The organism is Agromyces sp. NPDC127015, assembly GCF_042725165.1.
GTDB classification, from domain to species: domain Bacteria; phylum Actinomycetota; class Actinomycetes; order Actinomycetales; family Microbacteriaceae; genus Agromyces; species Agromyces chromiiresistens.
Window position 1 is genome coordinate 224,487 of the sequence record NZ_JBHXDI010000002.1, and the last position, 20,107, is coordinate 244,593.

Sequence of the window (20,107 nt, forward strand, 5' to 3'; positions counted from 1 at the left end):
GACCGCACCGCAACGAATTCGGGAGGCGGGGTGAGCGGCGACGCGCTCACCCCGCCCGCCAGAACTCCAGCTCGCTGATCGACGTGTCGTAGGCGCCTTCGTCGCCGGCACCCGACCACGTGGTCCTGATGGTGAGGGTGACGTGATCGGTCGAGCCCGGCACGACGCCCAAGCGGCGGAACCGCTGGAACGACCCCGCACCGGCATCGCCCAGCACCGACACCCGCGTGCCCTGCGCGGTCGCGACCTCGAGCTGCCGCGCCCGCGAGTTCTCGCGGTACAGCGCGTAGGTCTTCGCATACCCGTTCACGATGCAGATCATGCGCAAGTCGGTGCCCGGCTCGAGCGCGACCTCGATCCACTCCCCTCGACCGGTACCGTCGGCGCCCTCCGCCCACGCGGTGCCCGCATCGCCGTCGATCGCGTCTCCGGCCGGATGCCCGTGCTCAGCGTCGACCGCCATCGGGTCGCTCTGCATGTGGCCCGACGCCTCGACGGCGATCGGCGTCGCGATCACCAGATCGTCCGGATCGTCGCAGCTCGGCTCTGACAGCCACGTCTCGCGCACCACGGGGGTCAGCCACAGCAGCAGACTCGTGACGACCCCGGCGACGACACCCGCGACGACGCCGACGAGCGTCTGCGTGCCGAGCCCTGCCCACCGGTCACGGCGCGCGGCGGGTTCGGCGACCCCCTCGCTGGTGCTGTTGTGCTCGCCCGCCATGCCGACTCCCCCGTCGACTTCAGACATTAGGGATGTCGCGGACCCGCCGAAACCCCCATGTGCGGTGCGTTGGGCGCGAGCCTCAGATCCACCCCTGCTGCCACGCCTTCTCGGCGGCCTCGTGGCGCGAGGTCGCGTCGAGCTTCGTCATCGCCGACGAGAGGTAGTTGCGCACGGTGCCCTGCGCGAGGTGCAGGCGCTCGGCGATCTGCTGCACGCTCATGGTCGACCGGCTGAAGCGCAGCGCGTCGAGCTCGCGGTCGGTGAGCGGGCAGCGTTCGGCGGTGAGGGCGGCGGCGGCGATCTCGGGGTCGATGTAGCGGCGGCCGGCGGCGACGTCGCGGATGACGTGCGCGAGCTCCTCGGCCGGGGTCGATTTCGGCACGAAGCCCGACACCTTCGTCGCGAGCGCCCGCCGCAGCACGCCCGGGCGGGCGTGCCGGGTGACGATGACGACCCGCGTCGAGACCTGCGCGAGGATGCGTGCGGCCGCCTCGATGCCGTCGGCCTCGGGCATCTCGAGGTCGAGCAGGCACACGTCGGGACGCTCCGCGATCGCCTGCTCGACGGCGGCGACACCGTTGTCGGCACTCGCGACGACCTCGATGTCGGGCTCGAGGTTCAGCAGGGCGACGAGCGCGCCGCGAATGAGGTGCTCGTCGTCGGCGATCATGAGGCGGATGCCTCGGGCCGCGTCGTGCTCGGCCACGCCGGCCTCGTCCGCCGCAGCGCTGGTGCCACTCATGCCGCTCACGCCGCGACCCCCGCTCGCACCGGAACCGCGGCGGTGAGCTCGAAGGTGCCGGCCGAGGTATCCTCGTGGTGCTCGAGGCTGCCGCCGACGGTGGCGAGCCGCTCGCGCAGGCCCGCGAGTCCCGACCCGGGCGCTCGCGACCCGGTGGTGCGAGCGGTGGACGGCGCCGAGACATCCGTGGTCGTGATGCCGTCGTTCGCGATGCGCAGCTCGCAGCGCTCGCCCGTCGTGGCGAGCGCGATGGTGACGCTCGTCGCCTCGCTGTGGCGCAGGATGTTCGTCGTCGCCTCGCGCACGACCGAGGCGAGCGCGCTCTGCGCGGCGGCATCCGACGGAAGCGGGCCGAGCCGCAGCTCGCACGCGGCGCCCGAGGCCGTGAGCACCTCGCGGGCGTTCTCGAGCTCGTCGTCGAAGGCGACCTGGCGGTAGCCGGCGACGAGCGAGCGGGTCTCTTCGAGGGCCTCCTTCGCGATCATGCGGGTCTCGTGCACGAGCTCGCGCGCGGCGGCCGGGTCGCGCTCGAGCAGGCGCTCGGCGAGCTCGGACTTCAGCGAGATGACCTGCAGGTGGTGCCCCTGGATGTCGTGCAGGTCGCTGGCGAAGCGCAGCCGCTCCTGCGTGACGGCGAGCTCGGCGGCCGTGCGCCGGTTGCGGTCGAGCTGCACGACGACCTCCCACCACCAGAGGCTCGTGAGCAGCATGATCGGCAGCATCACGGCGAAGAGGCCGATCATGAAGGTGTTCGAGCTCTGCGGGCCGTCGGGTGCGCCGTTCAGAGAGGTGAGGATCGCGACGTGCGCCACCGTCAGGATGAGGGCTGCGAGCAGTACGAGTCGCCGCGGGGTCTTCGGCAGCAGGGCGGCGACGAGGGATGCCGCGGCCCACAGCGGCACGGCCGCGGTGAGCGCCTCGCCGGGGGCTGCCAGGCCGATGAGCCAGACGAGTGCGGCGGGGGCGATGAGGGCTGCCGTCCAGCCGGGGTGGGGCAGTCCGCCGCCGCGTCCGACGCGGAGGAACCAGCAATAGCGGAGCTGAGTGGCCGTGGCGACGAGGGTGAGCACGAGCACCACGATGGCGAGAGCTCGCCCCGTCTCGCCGGTCGAGTAGGGAGCGCCAGCGACCATATCGAGACCACCCCCACCCGCGCTCATCACCGTATCCCCCATCGCGAGCACCACGATCAAATCGAAGAATCCGAAGAAGAACACGATCGACGCGAGCGTGTACAGCCACGTGGTGTGCACGCTGCGGGCGGCTGGTTCGGCAGGCATGGGGCCGAGCCTATGCCAGTGACATTTGTCACGCGGGGCGCGTGCGCTTTCGCACGGGAATGGGTGACGCGGTGGCACTGCCGCGTTTTCGGCGGAATTCGGAGGCTTGATGCATCAGCTCGCTTCCGCGTGCTGGCCCGCTCCGGCGACGCTCGCTCGCCGCGGGCTTCACCGCCGAAAGGACTCATCATGCTCGACGCCCTCCAGGACTTCGCCTCCTCGCTTCCCGACTTCCTCCAGTGGTTCGGGGTGATGCTCATCTCGGCCGTTCCATTCATCGACTCGTATTTCGGCTCGGTCGTCGGCGTACTCATCGGGCTGCCGTCCGCGGTCGCGATCGGCGTCGCCGTGATCGGCAACGTGCTGTCGATGCTCGGGTTCGTATTCGCCGCGAGCGGGGTGCGGTCGAAGGTGGCGGCGGGGAAGGCTGAGGCAGCTGGTGCCGGCTCGGCCTCGTCGGCTGACGTGCCAGGGTCTGACGGCGTCTCGTCGACTCGCCGCGAGAAGGTGCGCCGCGCGTTCGACAGGTACGGCGTCGCCGGCGTGAGTCTGCTCGGCCCGTTCGTGCTGCCGAGCCAGTTCACCTCGGCAGCGATGGTCTCGTTCGGCGCGAGCCGCAACGCCGTGATCGCGTGGCAGATTGTGTCGATCGTGATCTGGGGCGTCTTGGCGGGCGTGGGAGTGTCGTTGGGGGTAGCGCTGGCACGGTAACGCAGGTCAACATTGATGGGCCGCTCGATGGCAGTGAGTGGCGCACGCATGGGTTCGCGTGCGCGCATTCTGGGCCCCCTTACTGCCATCTGAAGGGAGCTACAAGTGGCTATCATCCGATCGTTGAAGCGCGCTTCACACGATGCTCGACCGGACCGTACTCACGTGGACGCTGAATGGGCACTTGTCCCTTCATCTACTGGCGTCATGCTGAAGCTAACTACCTTCGGCTCCGACGATCGGGAGAGCGGCCCAAAGCCGAGTCAGGTCATCACAATCGACTCAACCATCGCAACTGAGCTTGTGCCCGTTCTGCTGAAGTACTTTCCCGAAGCCAAAGGACGCTGATGGGGCGGCGCGTGCCTTACCTCCCAGACGGTTGTAAGAGTGGCAAGCGAGTTCGGAGTCTATGCCCGACCAACAGGAAGAATTCGGGGTGAAGCGATATCGAGACGTTTCGGAGCGGGACCGAGGTTTGGAACACCGAGGTCGTCACCAGTGCTCATGACTTGGTTCGTCCCGCATACTTCGAATCACAGCCGTGGGTCCGCACGTGCGATCCTTCCTCGACTACTCACGGTGCAGGCATCGCATCGCCCATGACACGAACAGTCTGCAACACGTTGCCTCCTACGCAACCCCTTCCTCGTGCGTTGTTGAGTGCCGCTCTTTCGCTCGCAGATTCCTGAGTTGCCGCGAATAGACGTCGAGGTGGGCGGCACGAAGGTCTGGGGATGCGAACGCCTGGTCCATTACGAACAGAGCCCTACACAATTCCATCAGTTCGCTCTCGGGCGAAGCCCCTCGACGGTATGCGTCCTCACACAACGCGCGGAAGAAGTGCGTGAGGACCCAGGTCGGTGTTGCCCGCTCCACAAGAGCTGTCGCCGATACCGCCCAGCCGTCTGATCGCATTAGAAAGAGGAAAAAGAGGGTAGCCGTGGTGCACTCGGGGGTGGCGCTCAACTCATTTCGGCGCAGCGCCTCCCTTAGAGTCGCCTGCAGTTTCGGCGAAATGAGGGTCGACTCGATGCCGCTCAAGACCGTGCCAGCAGGAACCGACCGTGCCAGGAACTCGATCCACTCTCGCCTCGTCTCGTCGTCGGTGTCGGCGCCACCCGAAATCAGACCGCGTGTGAGCGCCTCTTTGACATCCGCGAGCGACGAGTCGGTGCTGAGTGCGGTGATAAGGCGACCCCAGACTTCGAGTGTCTTGGTGAGGAGATCCCGCTTGATATCTAGGCGCTCGACTTGGTCGAGATCACGCAAGACGCTCGACACGAGCCGGAGCGTGCGGTTCATCCGCGCCGTCGCCGACATATCCGCTTTGACGAGCCCAAACGATCCCGGCGAGTCACTCTCTGGAAACTCGAGATCATCCAATGTCGATTCCGCGACAGCCGTGGCCGAATGTGAAGTCTTATTCTCAGGCGCAGTGTTGACAGCAAGGAGCGGGACTCGTTCGTACGGAGAACCCGGCGACGTTTCGTCTTTCAACTCCTCGTCGAGCAGAGGCACGAGCCGTTTCAGAAGGTCTTCATCGGTAGGAGTAAGCGACGCGATCCGTGTGGCGAGGGGCGCGTAGTAGAAGATGTCCTTCACGATGAGTGCACGGAAGTTGGGGTCCACAACCGCCCGTTTCGCCGCGAAAAGTGTGAAGTAGGCGTATCGGCCAAACTCCACCGCGCTGCGATGTCTGCGGAGAATTCGACGCTGAACTAGCAGGTTGAGAACGTCTGATGGGACAGCGCTCCACCCGTACTTGTCCATCACCTCTGCAATCGCCCGCACTGCGTCGTGCTCGGGAAGGCTGGGCTTCTCATCCCGGATCATTGATTCGGCCATGTTCGACAGAATCGCCTGAAGGTCCGAGTCGGTCAGCCCGGTGCCGTCGTGGTGCGGATCACCAACGCCGAGAAGAATGGAGAGATACGCATCAAGCATCTCGGTCTGATCGGTTGCTTCGCGAGCTCCGCCGCGGAGCAACAAGAAGAGGAGTAGTGACACCGTCATCGGAGTACGCTTCAAACCCTCGCCGTCAAGGATTCTCAGCGCCTCGGCGGCTAACTGGCTTCCTCGCCCGGGCGCGAGCTTGTCTGCCAGCGCTGCGATGTCGGATCTGCGCATCCGTCCGACGTACAGGATCCGCGGCTCAACACCGAGGCTGCGAAGTCCCCCAACGATTTCGTCTTCGTTCCCCTGCCCGCAGCCGACGATCTTCACGATCGCGGGTGAGTGAGCGATCTGTGCCAGTACGGCGTCAGCGGCTCGTCGTTTCGTTGGATCGAAATCATCGATCGCTAGAACGTGAGGAGGTAGGACGTCCTTCCGGTCGAAAAGAACCCCAGCGCTCATCGCGGCGGTGGTGACGGCGCTAAGAAGAGGCTCGCGGCGGCTCCGGCAATCGACAAATCGCACAAAGATGGGCGCCGCCGACCCCAACAGTTCCGATGACTGAGTCGCCAGCCACTTGACCGCAGTCGAGAGTCCCGAGCCTTCATCGCCGACAACCACGAAGAAGTCATGGGATTGCACCTCGGCATATCCGTCTAGATGCGCAACCTCGCTCCGGGGCCCGTTCTGCATCCGGTCTCGCACGAAACTTGCGTGAGGGACTGGGAGCAATACGGGCGGAACCACGAGCTCGGCCTGTACTAGATCGCCCCCGCTCGCCTCCACGAGCACCGACTCGGCCGTCATGGATTCCCAGAGGCGATCGCGAGCCTCCTGGACAACATCTCGAGCAAGTCCGGCCCCATTTATGACGAGGTCCGATCGGCTCGGTACGTGGAGCCTGAGGAACGCCGCAAGATCTTCGTACTTCTCGCCGTACACCACCGGCGCTACGTGATCGTTCGCGTGAATCCGAGTCAGTTCCGCATGCTCGCTGAGAAGGCAAAGCCGGTAGTGGATCACCGTCGAGTCGGGAAACTTAGAACGATGCCAGTCAAGGAGCGAAGCGAAATTGGGGTCGCTGAGCCCGGCCCCAAATCCCACGTACACGATCGACTTGAGCGTGGACACCGCTCGTTCGAGCGCCTGAATTGACTCGTGGCTTCCGAACTGTGCGTAGTCCGACTCCGTGAGCACTACCGACGTCGGTGTGCTCCAGATACCGTGGAGGTGACCGATCGCGTCGCTACCGCGAGTTACGACATCCTGGAACGCACGGAGGTCAGTCCAGTCTGCGGACTTGCGGCCCGTGGCGGACTCCAGGAGAGTGTCGTAGTTTGTGGTGAGTATCGGGAAGGGGTACGCGGCCAAAGCGGTCGCAACCCCGTCGTTCTTGATCTGTAGTTCGCCGATGTCCTCTGCCAGCCACCCGTTGAACGCGTGATCACCTCTGGCACGAATCTCCGTTGCAACCATCCCAGCCGCTTGAATCACCGTGTTCGTTGCACCGTAATCCAGCGAGCCGTCGACGAGGGCTCGCCACTGTGTCCCAAGCGAGGGATTCAGAGCCTGTGCGCGATCGGCGCCGCTTCGAATGAGCCCCGCCCACGTAGACGTGGGTGCTCCACCTGACGTGGCGGCAGACACGCCCGAACCTACGATGAACACAACATCGGACTCTGTGACTGCCTGCTCAAAGCTTCGCAATTGCGCCCCCACGTCTTCTTGATCAGCCAACGAGGCTGCGGCGTTAACGGTACAAGGGGACACCGACGGCACTGAAGCGACCATTTGTCCCCACGTCTAGTTAGGGCGGAGCCTCTCCGTCGCCAACGGTCTCTCGTTCCGATTGAGCCCTTGACGGTGGGTGTCGAGCGCAACTTTGAGTTGACTCACGGACGCGTCCACTACTGAGTTCGGCGTCGCAGGATCGAACAGACGAATGGGCCAAGGGCGGACGCTTGCGGGCTCGAGGCCCCTCAATTCAGCGCTGTCGCCGTGACCATTCGTCGCGTACGTAGCCCATCGCTGACGCACGGTCTCCTCGCCGTCTGCCTGCCGGCATACTGGCCTCGGCCCCTCAGATCAGCCACATGCCCGCTCCGATCCCGCAGCATCGAAAGGCGCGGAACACCTTTGCTGGAGGTCTCGCCTCGATTCTCTACGACTCACCAGTTCCGGGCCTGGTCACCGCACTCACGAATGAGCACCACACGGAAGCGAGGCGGGACTGCACGGAGCCATCGCGTGTTCGCGGATTCATCGCGCGTGTACTCGAGAACCTCCGCATCGGTAGAATCCTTGCTCGCGAACACAGGCGTGCCGGACTACCCGTGTCTCCGATGGTTCGATGCCCGCATCGAGCAGAATCGGGCCGAGCGTCGAAAGCCATCGCGGTCCTCTCTCGATCCCTCGCCAAAATCGCAGGGCGCGCTTCATGCTGGTCGAGATCAGTCATCGTGGGCATGCGGAGCTACGACGTCGTCGCTTCGGGCGGTACTTCCTCGAGTTGGTGGCGCTTCCTCGTCAATGCCTGCTCGGCTAGCTGATGCAACTCGGCTCTGAGTCCACTGGCGCCTTTCGCTCGGTAATTCGCGAGCGAATCGCCGTCGAGGAGAACGACCTGGATGGCGGTCGTCTCCGCGGCCCGTCGTGCGAACTTGGAAACAGTCGCAGCGAACGTGCCTGTGGTGACGATGACAACGACCTGCGCCCGCAGCAATGTCGCCATTCCAAGCTCTTTCGCCAGCACTCCGAGGTCGACGGGTGGGGCCTGGTTCTTGCACTGAACGAGCCAGCGAGAGAAGTGCAGGTGCGCACCCTCTGCAACAAGATCGACTTCGGCGCCGCCTGTCTGGGCACTCCGCAGCCGCATATCTGCCGGGATCAGCCCTAGGTCTGCCGCCATGCGCAGAGCCAAGAGCTCGAGCGCGATTCCTTTCACACCGGTGTCGGGTGAGTGCAGATCGTCAAGGATCTCCTGAGTCGCCTTGTGAAGGCTGGCCTGAAGCTCATACGGGACAACGCCCAGATCGAGCCCGGCGATGAGGCCGATTTGAAGCCCCTTCGCCTTATCAGTGAGTTCGATCGCCCCGCTCTTGCTTCCCTGCCCGCCGGCTTTGGTTACAGCGTGAGTCAGGAGTCCAGCTTGTTCCAGGGGCCGCGTGATCTGAGCCGCCACCTGCTTCTCATTGAACTCGACGCCGTACTGGCGGAGGAGCTCGAGGAGTGCCTTCACTGGCATCGCCCCGGGGCTGCCGAGCTCACGTTTGCGCATGATGGTGACGGCAGCGCGCTGCGCTTCCGAAAGCGATTGCCACAATGCAACGTCTCCGGACTGGACACCGACGAGGGCATCGAGTTGGGTCGTCTCAACGACCCAACCGTCCTTGCGGCTGAATGAGATCACTCCAGCCGCCTCCAACCACTGACGCATCTTCGTGTGATCGGTTGTGCCGTTAGAGGTTCTGTACTGCCTCGACCTCAGTTCTTCGAGGACCGAGGCGTTCGTGGCTATGCCGTCGCGACCACGAACATCACCAGCGAACTGCAGCAGTTCCAGGCCGTGGCAGTTCGTCAGGAGGTGCCTAGCGAATGCCTCAACCGGGCTGGACGAATCCCGGATTTCCAGGGCCGCGGCAGAGAGCGTCAGCGGACTCTCTAGTGACTCGAGCAGGCCATAGTTGGCCATACCGCGCAGGACATTATTTGCCCTGTTGTCTTCCTGTCCCGAGGCGGTGGGTGGAATCCACTCCTCCCGAATCCAATCAACCACCACAGTCTTCTCGCCACCGACCTCGGTGATCTTGTCCAGGATCACCTTTAGCGAAGCCGCGTCGCCACCGAGTTGCCCTGGCGTGAACTCCTGCCCGGCTGGCAGTTTCGGCGACTCAGAAATCATGCCGCGATCGCTCCCGTCTGCGCCGAGCGCAGGGATTCAGCGATGCGCTTTCCAAGTGACTCGGCTAGAAGTGGCGGTACTGCGTTTCCAACCTGACGCCACTGTTGCTCGACGTTCCCGCCAAGGAACCATGTGTCTGGGAATGTCTGGATGCGCTTCACCTCTTCGATCCGCAAGATGCGGCTCCGCCAGTGGAATGGCCCCATGTTGTTCGAACGCCGCGCCTGGATCGTCCACGACGGCATGTCGGGGCTGAGCTTGAGTAGAAACGACCAGTACCGCTTGCGCCACTCGAACTGCGGGTTAGGGTGACCGCGTTTCGCAGTGAAAAAGAGGTAGTTGTCCCCTGGCGGGATCTGGACCAGCAAGTCGTGATGCTTCCCACCCGCGTAGTGTCCCTCGTCATCGGCACGCTCTTCGGTGTCGAGATCGCTGATCGCCTCGCCAGCAGTTCGCCACACCGGAAGCTCAGGGTGCTCGACCGACTCGGGCGAGCGGTGCGTTGGCTCGGGGAACTCGAACGAATAGCCGTCCAGCGTGCCCACGATGAAGAACCGCTGACGAATCTGCGGAACCCCGAAGTCCGCGGCATTTAGAACCGCGGTCTTGCAGGTGTAGCCGTACCCCTTGGCTGTCTCGAGGATGTGGTTGAGTGTTTTGGCGTGGGGCTTGAAGGCCATGCCCGCCACGTTCTCGAGTAGGAACATCTTCGGACGCAGCCACCTGAGCGTCTCAAGGTAACCCGAAATTGTGACTTCGCCAACAGGATCGTTCATCGCTCGTGGCTTGTCGGTTCGGTAGAAACGGCTCTTCGAGAACGGGGGACACGGTGGTCCACCGATCAAGAGGTCTGTATCGGCGAGCTCGGGTGCCCCTACCAATTCGTTCACGAGGTCTTGGGAGAAGTCGGCGATGCTGCCATTGAAGAACTTCGCGGTGGGGAAATTGATCGCGTGGCTTTCGGCAGAGAAGGGGTCGGTGTCGACCCCGGCAAGGATTCGGAACCCGGCGTTCTGTAGCCCTAGGTCGAGACCGCCACACCCTGAGAAGAGGCTCACGGCCTTCAGCTGCTCGGCCACTAAGCAGCTACCTTCTTCTCGGTTGCTCCAAGTGACTCAAGTGCTGCCGCGACCATCGCGCGCCCCATGACGGAGGGAACAGCGTTCCCGATCTGCCGCACCTGCTCACGTCGCGGTCCGGCGAATCGATAACCAGCGGGAAAGGCCTGCAGAGCAGCAATTTCCGCAGTCCGTAGTCTGCGTCCGGACCAATGGAACGGGCCAGTCCACGGACCAGGGCTGGCGGGGATGGTCCAAGATGGCCGGTCGGGGTCAAGTTTCAGCAGGAAGTTCCAATAGCGCGTCTCGGTCTCGAACGTTGGTTCGGGGTGCCCAGCCCAAGCAGTATGGAACTTGTAGTTCATCCCGGGCGGAATGTCACGCAAGTGTTCGGCCCACCGGCCCGCGACGATTTCACTTTCCTCTGCGTACTCATCACCTGAGTACGGACGAAGAGCTTCGCCCGAGGTGACCCAGCCCGGCAGCCCACCGTTCCCGTCCTCTGCATGGGTTTGCACGGGCGCGGGAGGCTCGCCATTCTGGGATCCGATCAGGAATACCCTCTGTCGCGTCTGAGCAGCGCCAAAGTTCGTGGCAACGCCGACAACGGTACGAGTGGCGTAGCCAGCAGCCTCTGCGTCGTCGCGGAGAGCCTCAAAAATGGCCTTGTTACGCGGGTGCAAAATACTTGGCACATTCTCGAACACAAACGCATTCGCATCTGATTCTTGGACCAGGCGGAGGAACTCGTGAACCAGCGTGCGACGGCTATCTGGGCGCGCGGATGGCGTCTCCAGCGGTTTTACAGCATCCTCGCCACGGGCCCGGGCGCGTCGATAGGCGGCTTCATCGCCCTTATCGATCCAGTACGCCGCTTTGCTGAACGGCTGGCACGGTGCGCCACCGACGACCACCAGATCCTCGCTGCGACCTAGCCCGGCCGCTTTTCGGAGATCATCGCCGGTGAGCGTCGTCACGTCGCTCTCGAGGACCCCGCCGGCGTGCAGCTTCGGATTCGTGCGAAGCGTCTCGCACGAGTAATAGTCGCTGTCGACAGAGAGCCGCAGATCACCTCCAGCAGCCATAGCGCCGAAGCCAAGACCGCCTGCACCTGCGAAAAGATCGATAACTGGTGTCGCGTCCGTCACTGAGGTTCCTTTCGATGGCAGGGTGCCAGGCCACGATACGAGGAGCCTCGGACATAGACACAAGCTCTGCCTGTCCCCACGATATCTGGGCTCCGTTCAGAGGCCTTCGAATCCCGGGGAGTGTCTTGAACCGCCTTGGTGCCACTCTGCAGAGGTCGCAGCGAGGAGCTTCATAGGGAATCCGAGGCGCGCCGTGTACGAGTCGATGTCAGTGGGGTGGTGGCTTGCCGTTCGGCTCAGACGTTCGAGCCGACATGGATCTTATCGCGCCCAGTCCCAAGAAGTGTTGCCGCCGTCGTACAGTTGCCACCGACGGGAGAGACGCAGAGGCCCCGAGTCCCGTACTACTTCGAGGCCGGGCGACGACCAGCGCTACCACTTCGACGGCGCGATGTTCTGATTCAGGTGGAACACGTTCGCCGGGTCGTAGCGATCCTTCACCGCCGTTAAGCGCGCGAGATGCTCGGGCGCATACGCTCGGCGCACACCCGCCGAGCCCTCGTCACTGAGCGCATTCACATACGCACCGCTCGCGAACGGCTCCATCGCCGCGGCGTACCGACGCGCGCCCGCGACCCGCGCCTCATCATCGGTCGGGTCGACCCACTTCGACGCACACACGAACTCGAACGCCGTGTCCCGGCGCGAGAACGCCGTCTCACCCGGCGCAACATCGGCGATCGCTCCTCCATACGCCTGCAGACTCACATTCGGCAGATCGTCGCCATCACGCGCAAGCACCGCGTCGATGACCTCGTCGCTCAGCTCGCTGAAGTAGTGCCCCTTCCAGTACCGGCGCCATTCGTGCGCCTCGACGTCGTCTTCGCGGGTCTGCAGCTCGAGGTACGTCATCGGCACGATCACCCGTTCGAAGCCGGCATCGACCTCGGCGAGACTCGTCGCGAGGGCGGCGGCCGCGGCCTCGCCGTCGATCGGGTCGCCGACCCAGACGAAGCCGAGCGACAACGTTCCGTCGGAGATCGTCGCGTTGTAGGTCGCTCGCCGGTCGGCTCGGGTGCTCTCGTCGCGCCAGCGACGCATCGCCACTGCGCCGGATGCCACGGGGTAGAGGTACTCGACCGAGAGCACGCCTCCGGGCTCGGGATGCAGCACCAGGTCGAACTCTGTCACGACCCCGAAGTTGCCGCCGCCGCCCCTGAGCGCCCAGAACAGCTCGGGGTGATGGTCGCGATCGACTCGCAGAATCTCGCCGTCGGCGGTCACGATCTCGAACGAGACGACGTTGTCGCACGTGAGTCCGTGCTGGCGGGCGAGCCAGCCCATGCCGCCGCCGAGCGCGAGTCCGCCGATGCCGGTGTGCGACACGTTGCCCGCGGTCGTTGCGAGGCCGTGCGCCTGGGCAGCTCGATCGAGCGCGCCGAGCAGCGCACCACCTTGTACGCGGGCTCGTCGCGCCGCGGCATCCACCTCGACCGACCCCATCGGCCGCAGGTCGATCATCAGCCCGCCGTCGGGCACGGCGTGCCCGACGATGCTGTGCCCGCCGCAGCGCACGCCGATCTCGAGGTCGTTCGCGCGCGCGAAGCGGATCGCCTCGGCGACGTCCTCGGCGCTCGAGCAGGCGACGATGTACCGGGGTCTGCGGTCGACCATCGCGTTCCATACGCGCCGCGCGTCGTCGTAGCCGTCGTCACCTGGTTCGAGCGTCTTCATGCGATCTCCCCCGTTCGCTCCGCGCCCGAGGATGCCGCGGACGGGCGCCGGCGTCAAGAGGCGCCCTCCGTTGAAGCATCGCCACCATGGCGCGGCTCCACGTCACGGGAGCCGAATCATCTTCGACGGAGGGGCCGATCTGGGGCTAGCGCTCGGTTTGCGGCATCGGTTGGATAGCGGACAGCGGGCGACTTTCGCCCAGTGATCGTGAAGATTGACAGCACGAGGAGGTGGCGTCGATGGGGCACTGGTGGTGGCGTTGATGATCAGGAATTGGTACTCCTCGAGCAACTGACCCGAGGATGATCCATTTCACCGACATGAGGGTAGGGCGGGAAATCCGTCCTACTCTCTCTCGTGTCCCCGCTCGGACGGTGGGTTTCGAGACGCTCCTTCGTCGCTCCTCAACCCGCTCAATCTGCCCCATGAAGGCGAACCCACTGAACACGAGTATGAACGCCGGCCCACGTGCGATCAGGGCCGAAGCGCTCTCGAATCGATCAAGAGACGTCGGCGGTTGAAGTGGGCGATGCTGGGTGACGCGGGAGACCGGCGACTAGGACGGTTGATCCGATGAGTCGGCGTTCGTTGGTACCTCACGGATGCCGACTGCGTCCTCGCCCGTCGCTGTCAAGTAGAGACAGAGCCCTTCACTTCCGGGTGTAGTCCAGACCGCATCCCGCTCAACTGACGCCACCGCAGCAATTCCCAGGTACTCGTTGTCGGAATTGAGCAGGTAGGTACCCACAAGACCGAGTTCGATCATCCGCCGAAGAGCAGCGCGAGCCGTCAGTAGGTCGAGGGCGGGAAAAGCCTGCTGGCGGCCAGCCTCGGTGATCACGAAGAACTCGTACAGCAGCTCGGCGACGAAGCCTTCCTCCATGGCGGTGAGGAGGACCTTGCGGTCGGCGACACTACGTGCCAGCCACTGTTCCTCACCTCGCGCCACGGTCCGAGCCTAGGTGACCAGGTCGCAGAGGGTGAGATATCCACATGCGATCCCTAGCCGAGATCAGGACCTGGACTGGCCGCCCTGACCGGATACCGGTTCCTCCGCGGTTGCCCCTACGGCGTCAGTTGTCGGCTCGACTGAGGCCGCTCGATGCCGCGTCACCAAGTACGACCCGAGCAGCACGAGCACGAACCCCACGATCGTCCACACCGTCACCCGCTCCCCCAGCACGACGACGCCGGCGATGATCGCGACGGCCGGGTTCACGTACGTGATGGTCGTCGCCTTGACCGGGCCGATCTCGGCGATGAGGCCGACCATGAGCAGGAAGGCGAGCGCGCTGCAGACCACGGCGAGCACGATCACCGAGACGATGACGGGCGGCGACGGCCAGGCCGTCGGCACGCCGCCCGTGAGCAGCACGAACGGCACGTATGCGATGGCGGCGCCCGCGAGCGAGACGGCCACGATGCCGATGCCGGGCAGGTCGGGCATCCAGCGGGCGAGGATCGCCGGGCCGAGCGCATAACCGACGACGACCACGGCCATCTGGGCGACGGCGAAGAGGTCGGACCCCGCGACATCCAAGCCGACCAGCGCGGCGACGCCGAGCATGCCGAGCGCGATGCCGATCCAGTTCGTGCCCGAGAGGCGCGCCGGCCGCCCCATGAGGAAGGCGATGGCGACGCCCGCGAGCGGCACCGCTGCGAGCAGCAGCCCGGCGGTCGAGCTCGGCAGCGTCTGCTCGGCCGAGCTCAGGAAGTACCACGGCAGCACGATCTCGACGAGGGTGTACGCGAGCATCGGCTTCCACCGGCGCAGCACCGGCCCGACCTCGTGGCGGAACAGCGCGAGCGGCAGCAGCAGGATCGCCGCGAGCCCCGAGCGGGCGAGCACCACCATGCCAGGGTCGAGTTCTGACACGGCGACCTTGATGAACAGATATGGGATGCCCCACGCGATTCCGAGCGCGATGAAGAGGAGCAGTCCGCGGCGAGTCACTTGAACATTCTGCCCGTGACGTCCGACATCGGGGCTGTGCTCGACGGCCGAAGTGGCGCGAGATCGCGCCAACCTGCCCGATCGAATTCACACGTGAACGGGGGTCACGCCACGAAGCCGCCGACCAATAGCGTCGGAGTCCAAGCGGCCGTCAGACCGGTCGGCCGCATCGGGGCGACGACGACGGCAAGGAGGCGGACGCACCGTGACCACGACCCAGCCCGACACATTCACGCTCGCCGCGCGTCAGCCCGCGGCATCCGTGATCGCCGAATGCCTGCGCACGCAGGCGACCGCACCGCCGCGCTCGCCAGTCGCACGGCTGTTCGGGCGCACACCGCTGAGCGCCGAGTCGGAGCCCTGGTACCTCGGTGCGCTCGGCGAACTCGAGGTCGCGCGCCGGCTCGACTCGCTCGGGCCCGACTGGCGGGTGTTCCACTCGGTGCCCGTCGGCCGTGGATCGAGCGACATCGACCACGTCGTCGTCGGCCCGCCCGGCGTCTTCACCATCAACACGAAGCACCACGAGGGCCACGACATCTGGCTCGGCTCGAAGCGCCTGCTCGTCAGTGGGCAGCCCACGGACCACCTGCGCAACGCGAGCTTCGAGGCGAAGCGCGCATCGCAGCTGCTCTCGGCGGCGGCGCACGCCCTCATCGAGGTCACGCCGGTGATCGTGATCGTGGGAGCCCGGCGCATCACCGTGCGCGAACGGCCGGCGACCGTGATCGTGCTGCGCGAACGCAGCCTGATCAAGTGGCTGGGTTCGCGGCCGGCGGCCGTGCCGCCCGACGCCGTCGATCGAGTTGCGGATGCCGCGGCGCAGCCTTCGACCTGGCACGAAGCGCCCTCGCTCGAACCTGCCGATGTCGCGGCGTTCGATCAGCTGCGCCGCAACGTCGACGGTGCGCGAACCCGTCGTCGCGGGTGGGCGATCGCCGGTCTGCTTGCGATCCTCGCTGCGCTGCCGCTCGCGGCGGTCTCGGCGTGGACGTCGGTGATGTCGGCGCTGATGCCCTGACCTCGACTACGTCGCTCCTCGGCCGATCTCACAGGGGGAGGTCGGCATGATCTGCAGGCATGTCAGAGGCGCATGTCATTCTCTTGCGCAAATGCGAGGGGGGCCGAAGTGATACTGCTGACTCAAGTGAGAGCCGCACGATCGACACCGCCTGCTCACGCCTCTCCGCCGCTCTGGCAACTTGCCGACGACGCCAGCATTACCATCCCTGACGCTCCGTCGGATCACCGACGGGCTCGCCGGCTGCGAGTGGTCGCATGGATGGTGGCACTTCTCGGTGCCGGGATCATCGCGATCGCGGCTGGCGAGGCAAGCAATGCCAACATTCCCCTCGTCGACCATCTGCTCTTCATACCGGGCGTGATTGTCAGCGCGCTCGGGATCGGCATGACGTTGGGATCGCTCCGGCATCGTCACGTTGTCCGGATCGCCCGCATCGCCCGCGCCATCGGCCCATGGATCGTAGTCGTCACCATCGTGCTGACCTGGTTCTGCGTGGGCATGGGGCTCATCGCGGTGTTCGTCGCAGCGACCTCCGGAGCCGCACAGTCAGCGCGACCGCTCGCGGCGATCGGGCTCGAATGGGCGATTCTTGCGTTCGCCATGGGCCTGCTCCCCCTCTCACAGCGCGAGCCCCCCGTCAGCACGACTCACGGTCTCAACCCGGCACGGTATGGACGCGCGGCCGATGTCGCGTTTGTCGCCGCCATCGTTACCGCGCTCGTCGCACTCGGCTACCTCATAGTTGGCACCCCCCGAAGCGAGATCCTTCCGATCGCGACCCTCCTGACCGTCGCGATCGCCGCAACTGCCGCGCACGTTGCGCGTGTCAGACACACGAATCGAATCCTGAAGAACGTCCTCTCTGCGACGACCGAAGTCGTGAGGGAAGCAGAATTGGTACTTCGGTCACCTCGCCGAAAGCGAACGCGAGACGAACTCTGGTGTGCACTTCTCCGTCTCGAGAACGCACTCGCCCCCGACGCGCTGCCGCCACTCACGCCGATGGGCGAGCCGCGTCCGAGTGATCCCGTCATCCAATCGGTCGTCGCGCTGGCAGCGGCCCGCCTCTCAGGGCGCGAAGATCCACCGGCGTTCGATTCGTTCCGCGCCTTGCTTCGCCCCTACGAGCGAGCTGATGCCGACGAATGGACCCGCCTCACGCTCGAGTTCGCGGTTGAGTTGCGCTCGACGATGTTGCGGCAGCGGCGAACCAAGCGGATGTCTCGGCGTGAACCAGAATCGGCCCGATCGGCGTAGGTCTCGGTCACGGCGCGATCCTCAGTGCTGCAGCACGGCCCACGCCAGCAGGCTGTCGATCCGACGGGGCACCAACGGTGTGGTCTCGATACGCTCCTTCGTCGCTACTCGACCGACGATCGGGTCAGTCGAAGATCCCATCGAGCACGCTGCCGATGACGAGGCCGCCGAGGATGCCGCCCATGAGGTCGGAGCCTCCGCCGCGGCGTCCGCCGCCCCAGCCCGGGTCGCCCCACTGGCCGGGGCCGCCCTGCGGGCGCGAGGCGTCGATGTCGCGCTGGGCGAGCTGCAGTGCGGCGGCGGCGAGTTGGGCGACGCGGCGGGCCATGAGCATCGCCTGCTCGCGGTGATCCTCGTCGATGACGGTGACGGCCGCGGCGGGCGCGCCGAGGAAGTGATCGAGGTCGAGGCGGATGCGCTCGGACTCGGCCAGTCGGGTGCGGGCGTCGGCGCCGATCCAGCCGCGGTGGCCGGCGATGACGTCGCGCGCGATCGCGAGCTGCCGGTCGGCGTCGTCGATGGCGTGGTGCACGTGCTCGAGCGGCGGAATCGGGCGTGACGCACGCTCGCGGGCGGCGGCGATCGCGGCGTCCAAGCCGGCGTTGGCCTCGCGCAGGCGACTCAGCTGGGTGAACGGGTCGGTGTTGACGCCGGCCGCGGGCATCGCGGCGAGTGCCGCCTGCAGTGTCGCGATCGCCGACGTGACGCCGGGCGTCGCCGGCTCTTTCAGGGCGACGACGAGGTCGGCGCGCGAGTCTTCGACGATAGCCGCGAGCGTGGCCTCGGCGCGCAGCGCCTCGACCTCGAACGTCTCGACCGCGTCGAGCAGCGCCGCCGCGCGGCGCACCGACTCGGTCGACGCCTCGAGCGCGAGGTTCGCCTGTTCGCGCTGCCCGGCCTCGCGCCGGCGCTCGGCGACGCCGGCGCTGTGCTCGGCGAATCCGAGCAGCTGTTCGGCCTCAGCCGGATTGACCTCGACCTGGGCGAGTGCCTCGTGCGAGTAGCGCGCGGCGAGCCGCTCGATGGTGTCGCGGGTGTGCGGAATGCGCGAGCGCAGCCGCGCGGCATCCGCTCGCACCCCGGCGATGATCTCGGGAGCCCGGCGCGCCCGTGCGATCTTGTCGGCGAGGGCGGCGGTGCGCTCGTCGAGCACGTCTTCGGCCCAGTCGCACAGCTGCACGATGCGGGCATTGCGCATGCGCAGCTCTTCGACGGTGTCGGGGATCTCGTCGTAGTTCAGCTGATTCAGCCGGAACGCCTCGCCCAGGTGCTCGCGCACCGCGGCGAGCGCCTGGCTCAGCTCGGCGGTCGCCTCGTGCCCGAGCTCGGCCTCGGCGAACGCGAGCTCGTCGGCGGTGACGCGCACGCGCTCGTCGGCTTCGACGAGGGCGCTGCCGGCGCGCTTCGCCAAGTCGGCGTCTTGAGCTTGGAGCTCCTGCTCGTCGCGCTTTCGCTTGCCCCAGAATCCGGCCATGCCCTCGATCCTACGGGCGGTGCTTGAAGGCGACTGTGGGCTTCGCAGACGGATGCCTCGAGGCTCGAGTCGGTCGGATGGCGGGGTTCGCGACCTGCAGCACTGCCAGCGCCCGAACCATCACGGCATGAGCTGCTGAGGGGCTTCGGGGTAGCCGAGGTCGTTGGGTTCGACTCCGCCGGAGGTGCGCGCGAGCAGATCGGTGGGGCACCAGCCGGTGATCGCTCCGACCATGAGGAATCCCGCGCACGCGGCAGCTGGGATCGCGCACCACAGGGTGTCGAGACTGCTCACCGCGAACGCCGCGAGCACGAGGGCGATGACGCCCCGCACGACACGCTCACCGCGGTTGACCGTGCAGGCCCGCGACCCGACCCGTCGAGACGGGAGGGTCATGCCACGTCGGACTGCTGCGCGAGCTGACGGCGCACGTCATCCATGTCGAGCGCCTTCGCCCCCTCGACGACCTGCTCGAGTTGCGCCGCGTTCAGCGCGCCAGGCTGGGCGAAGACGATGATGCCCTGCCGGAACACCATGAGCGTGGGGATCGAGGTGATGCGGAACCCGGCTGCCAGCGCCTGCTCGGCCTCGGTGTCGACCTTGCCGAAGACGACGTCGGGATGCTGCTCGGAGGCGCGCTCGAAGATGGGGCCGAACACGCGGCAGGGGCCGCACCACTCGGCCCAGAAGTCGAGCAGCACGAGATCGTTGTCGCGCACGGTGGACTCGATGGTGTCGTGGGTGATGGTCACGGAAGCCATGACTCGAGGATACCAGAAAATACCCATGGGGTATTGTTGAGGCCATGCACGGACTGCGAACCGCCCTTCTCGCCGCCACCGGTGCGGCAGCCCTCGCCCTCACGGGATGCGCCACGGCCGACCCCGTCGAGCTGACGGCCGATACGGTCGTCATCGACGTACGCACCGCCGACGAGTACGCCGCCGGACACCTGAAAGGTGCCGTCAATCTCGACCTGACGTCCGGCGAGCTCGCCGATCAGCTCCCCCAGCTCGACGACGACTCCGACTACGTCGTCTACTGCCAGTCGGGCAATCGCTCGAGCCAGGCGGCACAACTCCTCGAAGACACGGGCCTCGTCGTCACCGACGCCGGATCGATGCAGCAGGCCGCCTCCGCCACCGGTCTCCCGGTCGTCCCATGAGCACCGGGCGACCGACCCCCTCGGCGACGAGGCCATCCACCGCCCCCGCAGGGCTGGGTCCGACCCCGCGGGATCACACGTCGGACCGAGACACCGGAG

The 20,107-nt window shown here is 66.0% G+C and carries 17 protein-coding genes; 4 read left to right on the forward strand and 13 right to left on the reverse strand.

All coding sequences use genetic code 11. The features are described from left to right. Positions 1-46 precede the first annotated feature (46 nt). The 3 genes from ACFWGP_RS07395 to ACFWGP_RS07405 all read right to left on the reverse strand — a co-directional run bounded on the left by ACFWGP_RS07395 (position 47) and on the right by ACFWGP_RS07405 (position 2,749). Positions 47-751: an NADase-type glycan-binding domain-containing protein gene (locus ACFWGP_RS07395; protein WP_376930534.1), complete on the reverse strand. Its 705-nt coding sequence runs from the start codon at positions 749-751 to the stop codon at positions 47-49. Positions 752-806: 55 nt separating this feature from the next. Next, on the reverse strand, positions 807-1,397 hold the full coding sequence (locus ACFWGP_RS07400; RefSeq protein ID WP_376930752.1) for a DNA-binding response regulator: 591 nt from the start codon (positions 1,395-1,397) through the stop codon (positions 807-809). A gap of 77 nt (positions 1,398-1,474) precedes the next feature. Then, positions 1,475-2,749, reverse strand: a complete 1,275-nt coding sequence (locus tag ACFWGP_RS07405; protein ID WP_376930535.1) for a sensor histidine kinase — start codon at positions 2,747-2,749, stop codon at positions 1,475-1,477. Between the two features lie 63 nt (positions 2,750-2,812). Here ACFWGP_RS07405 and ACFWGP_RS07410 point away from each other — a divergent pair, with 63 nt between their 5' ends. Continuing rightward, positions 2,813-3,460: a hypothetical protein gene (locus ACFWGP_RS07410; RefSeq protein ID WP_376930536.1), complete on the forward strand. Its 648-nt coding sequence runs from the start codon at positions 2,813-2,815 to the stop codon at positions 3,458-3,460. A gap of 630 nt (positions 3,461-4,090) precedes the next feature. Here ACFWGP_RS07410 and ACFWGP_RS07415 read toward each other — a convergent pair. From ACFWGP_RS07415 to ACFWGP_RS07445, 7 genes are all read right to left on the reverse strand, one after another. Beyond that, a complete protein-coding gene (locus tag ACFWGP_RS07415) occupies positions 4,091-7,000 on the reverse strand; it encodes an SIR2 family protein (RefSeq protein ID WP_376930537.1) in 2,910 nt (969 codons plus the stop codon). Positions 7,001-7,826: 826 nt separating this feature from the next. After that, positions 7,827-9,254 carry a restriction endonuclease gene (locus ACFWGP_RS07420; RefSeq protein ID WP_376930538.1) on the reverse strand — a complete coding sequence of 476 codons (1,428 nt, stop codon included), beginning with the start codon at positions 9,252-9,254 and terminating at the stop codon, positions 7,827-7,829. Beyond that, positions 9,251-10,333, reverse strand: a complete 1,083-nt coding sequence (locus ACFWGP_RS07425) for a DNA cytosine methyltransferase (RefSeq protein WP_376930539.1) — start codon at positions 10,331-10,333, stop codon at positions 9,251-9,253. The genes ACFWGP_RS07420 and ACFWGP_RS07425 overlap by 4 nt, the downstream gene beginning before the upstream one ends. Then, the gene (locus ACFWGP_RS07430) at positions 10,333-11,460 is read right to left on the reverse strand and encodes a DNA cytosine methyltransferase (protein WP_376930540.1); all 1,128 of its coding nucleotides are present in this window, start codon (positions 11,458-11,460) and stop codon (positions 10,333-10,335) included. The genes ACFWGP_RS07425 and ACFWGP_RS07430 overlap by 1 nt, the downstream gene beginning before the upstream one ends. Positions 11,461-11,832: 372 nt before the next feature. Then, entirely contained in the window at positions 11,833-13,134 is a 1,302-nt protein-coding gene (locus tag ACFWGP_RS07435) for an FAD-binding oxidoreductase (RefSeq protein WP_376930541.1), read from the reverse strand. A gap of 556 nt (positions 13,135-13,690) precedes the next feature. After that, positions 13,691-14,083, reverse strand: a complete 393-nt coding sequence (locus ACFWGP_RS07440) for a hypothetical protein (RefSeq protein ID WP_376930542.1) — start codon at positions 14,081-14,083, stop codon at positions 13,691-13,693. 63 nt (positions 14,084-14,146) lie between these two features. Further along, positions 14,147-15,088: a DMT family transporter gene (locus ACFWGP_RS07445; RefSeq protein ID WP_376930543.1), complete on the reverse strand. Its 942-nt coding sequence runs from the start codon at positions 15,086-15,088 to the stop codon at positions 14,147-14,149. A gap of 205 nt (positions 15,089-15,293) precedes the next feature. Between ACFWGP_RS07445 and ACFWGP_RS07450 the strand changes: the two genes are divergently transcribed. Together ACFWGP_RS07450 and ACFWGP_RS07455 are read left to right on the forward strand one after the other, a co-directional pair. Then, positions 15,294-16,109: a nuclease-related domain-containing protein gene (locus ACFWGP_RS07450; RefSeq protein ID WP_376930544.1), complete on the forward strand. Its 816-nt coding sequence runs from the start codon at positions 15,294-15,296 to the stop codon at positions 16,107-16,109. A 261-nt stretch (positions 16,110-16,370) separates the two neighbouring features. Then, positions 16,371-17,369, forward strand: a complete 999-nt coding sequence (locus ACFWGP_RS07455; protein ID WP_376930545.1) for a hypothetical protein — start codon at positions 16,371-16,373, stop codon at positions 17,367-17,369. A gap of 124 nt (positions 17,370-17,493) precedes the next feature. Here ACFWGP_RS07455 and ACFWGP_RS07460 read toward each other — a convergent pair whose 3' ends face one another. From ACFWGP_RS07460 to trxA, 3 genes are all read right to left on the reverse strand, one after another. Further along, positions 17,494-18,843, reverse strand: a complete 1,350-nt coding sequence (locus ACFWGP_RS07460; RefSeq protein WP_376930546.1) for a hypothetical protein — start codon at positions 18,841-18,843, stop codon at positions 17,494-17,496. A 120-nt stretch (positions 18,844-18,963) separates the two neighbouring features. Then, the gene (locus tag ACFWGP_RS07465) at positions 18,964-19,239 is read right to left on the reverse strand and encodes a DUF2892 domain-containing protein (protein WP_255679849.1); all 276 of its coding nucleotides are present in this window, start codon (positions 19,237-19,239) and stop codon (positions 18,964-18,966) included. Further along, a complete protein-coding gene (gene trxA / locus ACFWGP_RS07470; protein WP_376930547.1) occupies positions 19,236-19,604 on the reverse strand; it encodes a thioredoxin in 369 nt (122 codons plus the stop codon). Before trxA ends, ACFWGP_RS07465 begins: the two co-directional genes overlap by 4 nt. Positions 19,605-19,648: 44 nt before the next feature. Between trxA and ACFWGP_RS07475 the strand changes: the two genes are divergently transcribed. Further along, complete coding sequence (locus tag ACFWGP_RS07475; RefSeq protein WP_231429892.1) at positions 19,649-20,008, forward strand: rhodanese-like domain-containing protein; 360 nt, start codon at positions 19,649-19,651, stop codon at positions 20,006-20,008. The last annotated feature ends 99 nt before the right edge of the window (positions 20,009-20,107 follow it).

Coding starts and splice junctions, on each gene's coding strand:
- ACFWGP_RS07465 (WP_255679849.1), bottom strand. CDS start 19,239: ATGACCCTCCCGTCTCGACGGGTCGGGTCGCGGGCCTGCACGGTCAAC.
- ACFWGP_RS07405 (WP_376930535.1), bottom strand. CDS start 2,749: ATGCCTGCCGAACCAGCCGCCCGCAGCGTGCACACCACGTGGCTGTAC.
- ACFWGP_RS07420 (WP_376930538.1), bottom strand. CDS start 9,254: ATGATTTCTGAGTCGCCGAAACTGCCAGCCGGGCAGGAGTTCACGCCA.
- ACFWGP_RS07435 (WP_376930541.1), bottom strand. CDS start 13,134: ATGAAGACGCTCGAACCAGGTGACGACGGCTACGACGACGCGCGGCGC.
- ACFWGP_RS07400 (WP_376930752.1), bottom strand. CDS start 1,397: ATGATCGCCGACGACGAGCACCTCATTCGCGGCGCGCTCGTCGCCCTG.
- ACFWGP_RS07460 (WP_376930546.1), bottom strand. CDS start 18,843: ATGGCCGGATTCTGGGGCAAGCGAAAGCGCGACGAGCAGGAGCTCCAA.
- trxA (WP_376930547.1), bottom strand. CDS start 19,604: ATGGCTTCCGTGACCATCACCCACGACACCATCGAGTCCACCGTGCGC.
- ACFWGP_RS07475 (WP_231429892.1), top strand. CDS start 19,649: ATGCACGGACTGCGAACCGCCCTTCTCGCCGCCACCGGTGCGGCAGCC.
- ACFWGP_RS07455 (WP_376930545.1), top strand. CDS start 16,371: ATGGTGGCACTTCTCGGTGCCGGGATCATCGCGATCGCGGCTGGCGAG.
- ACFWGP_RS07395 (WP_376930534.1), bottom strand. CDS start 751: ATGTCTGAAGTCGACGGGGGAGTCGGCATGGCGGGCGAGCACAACAGC.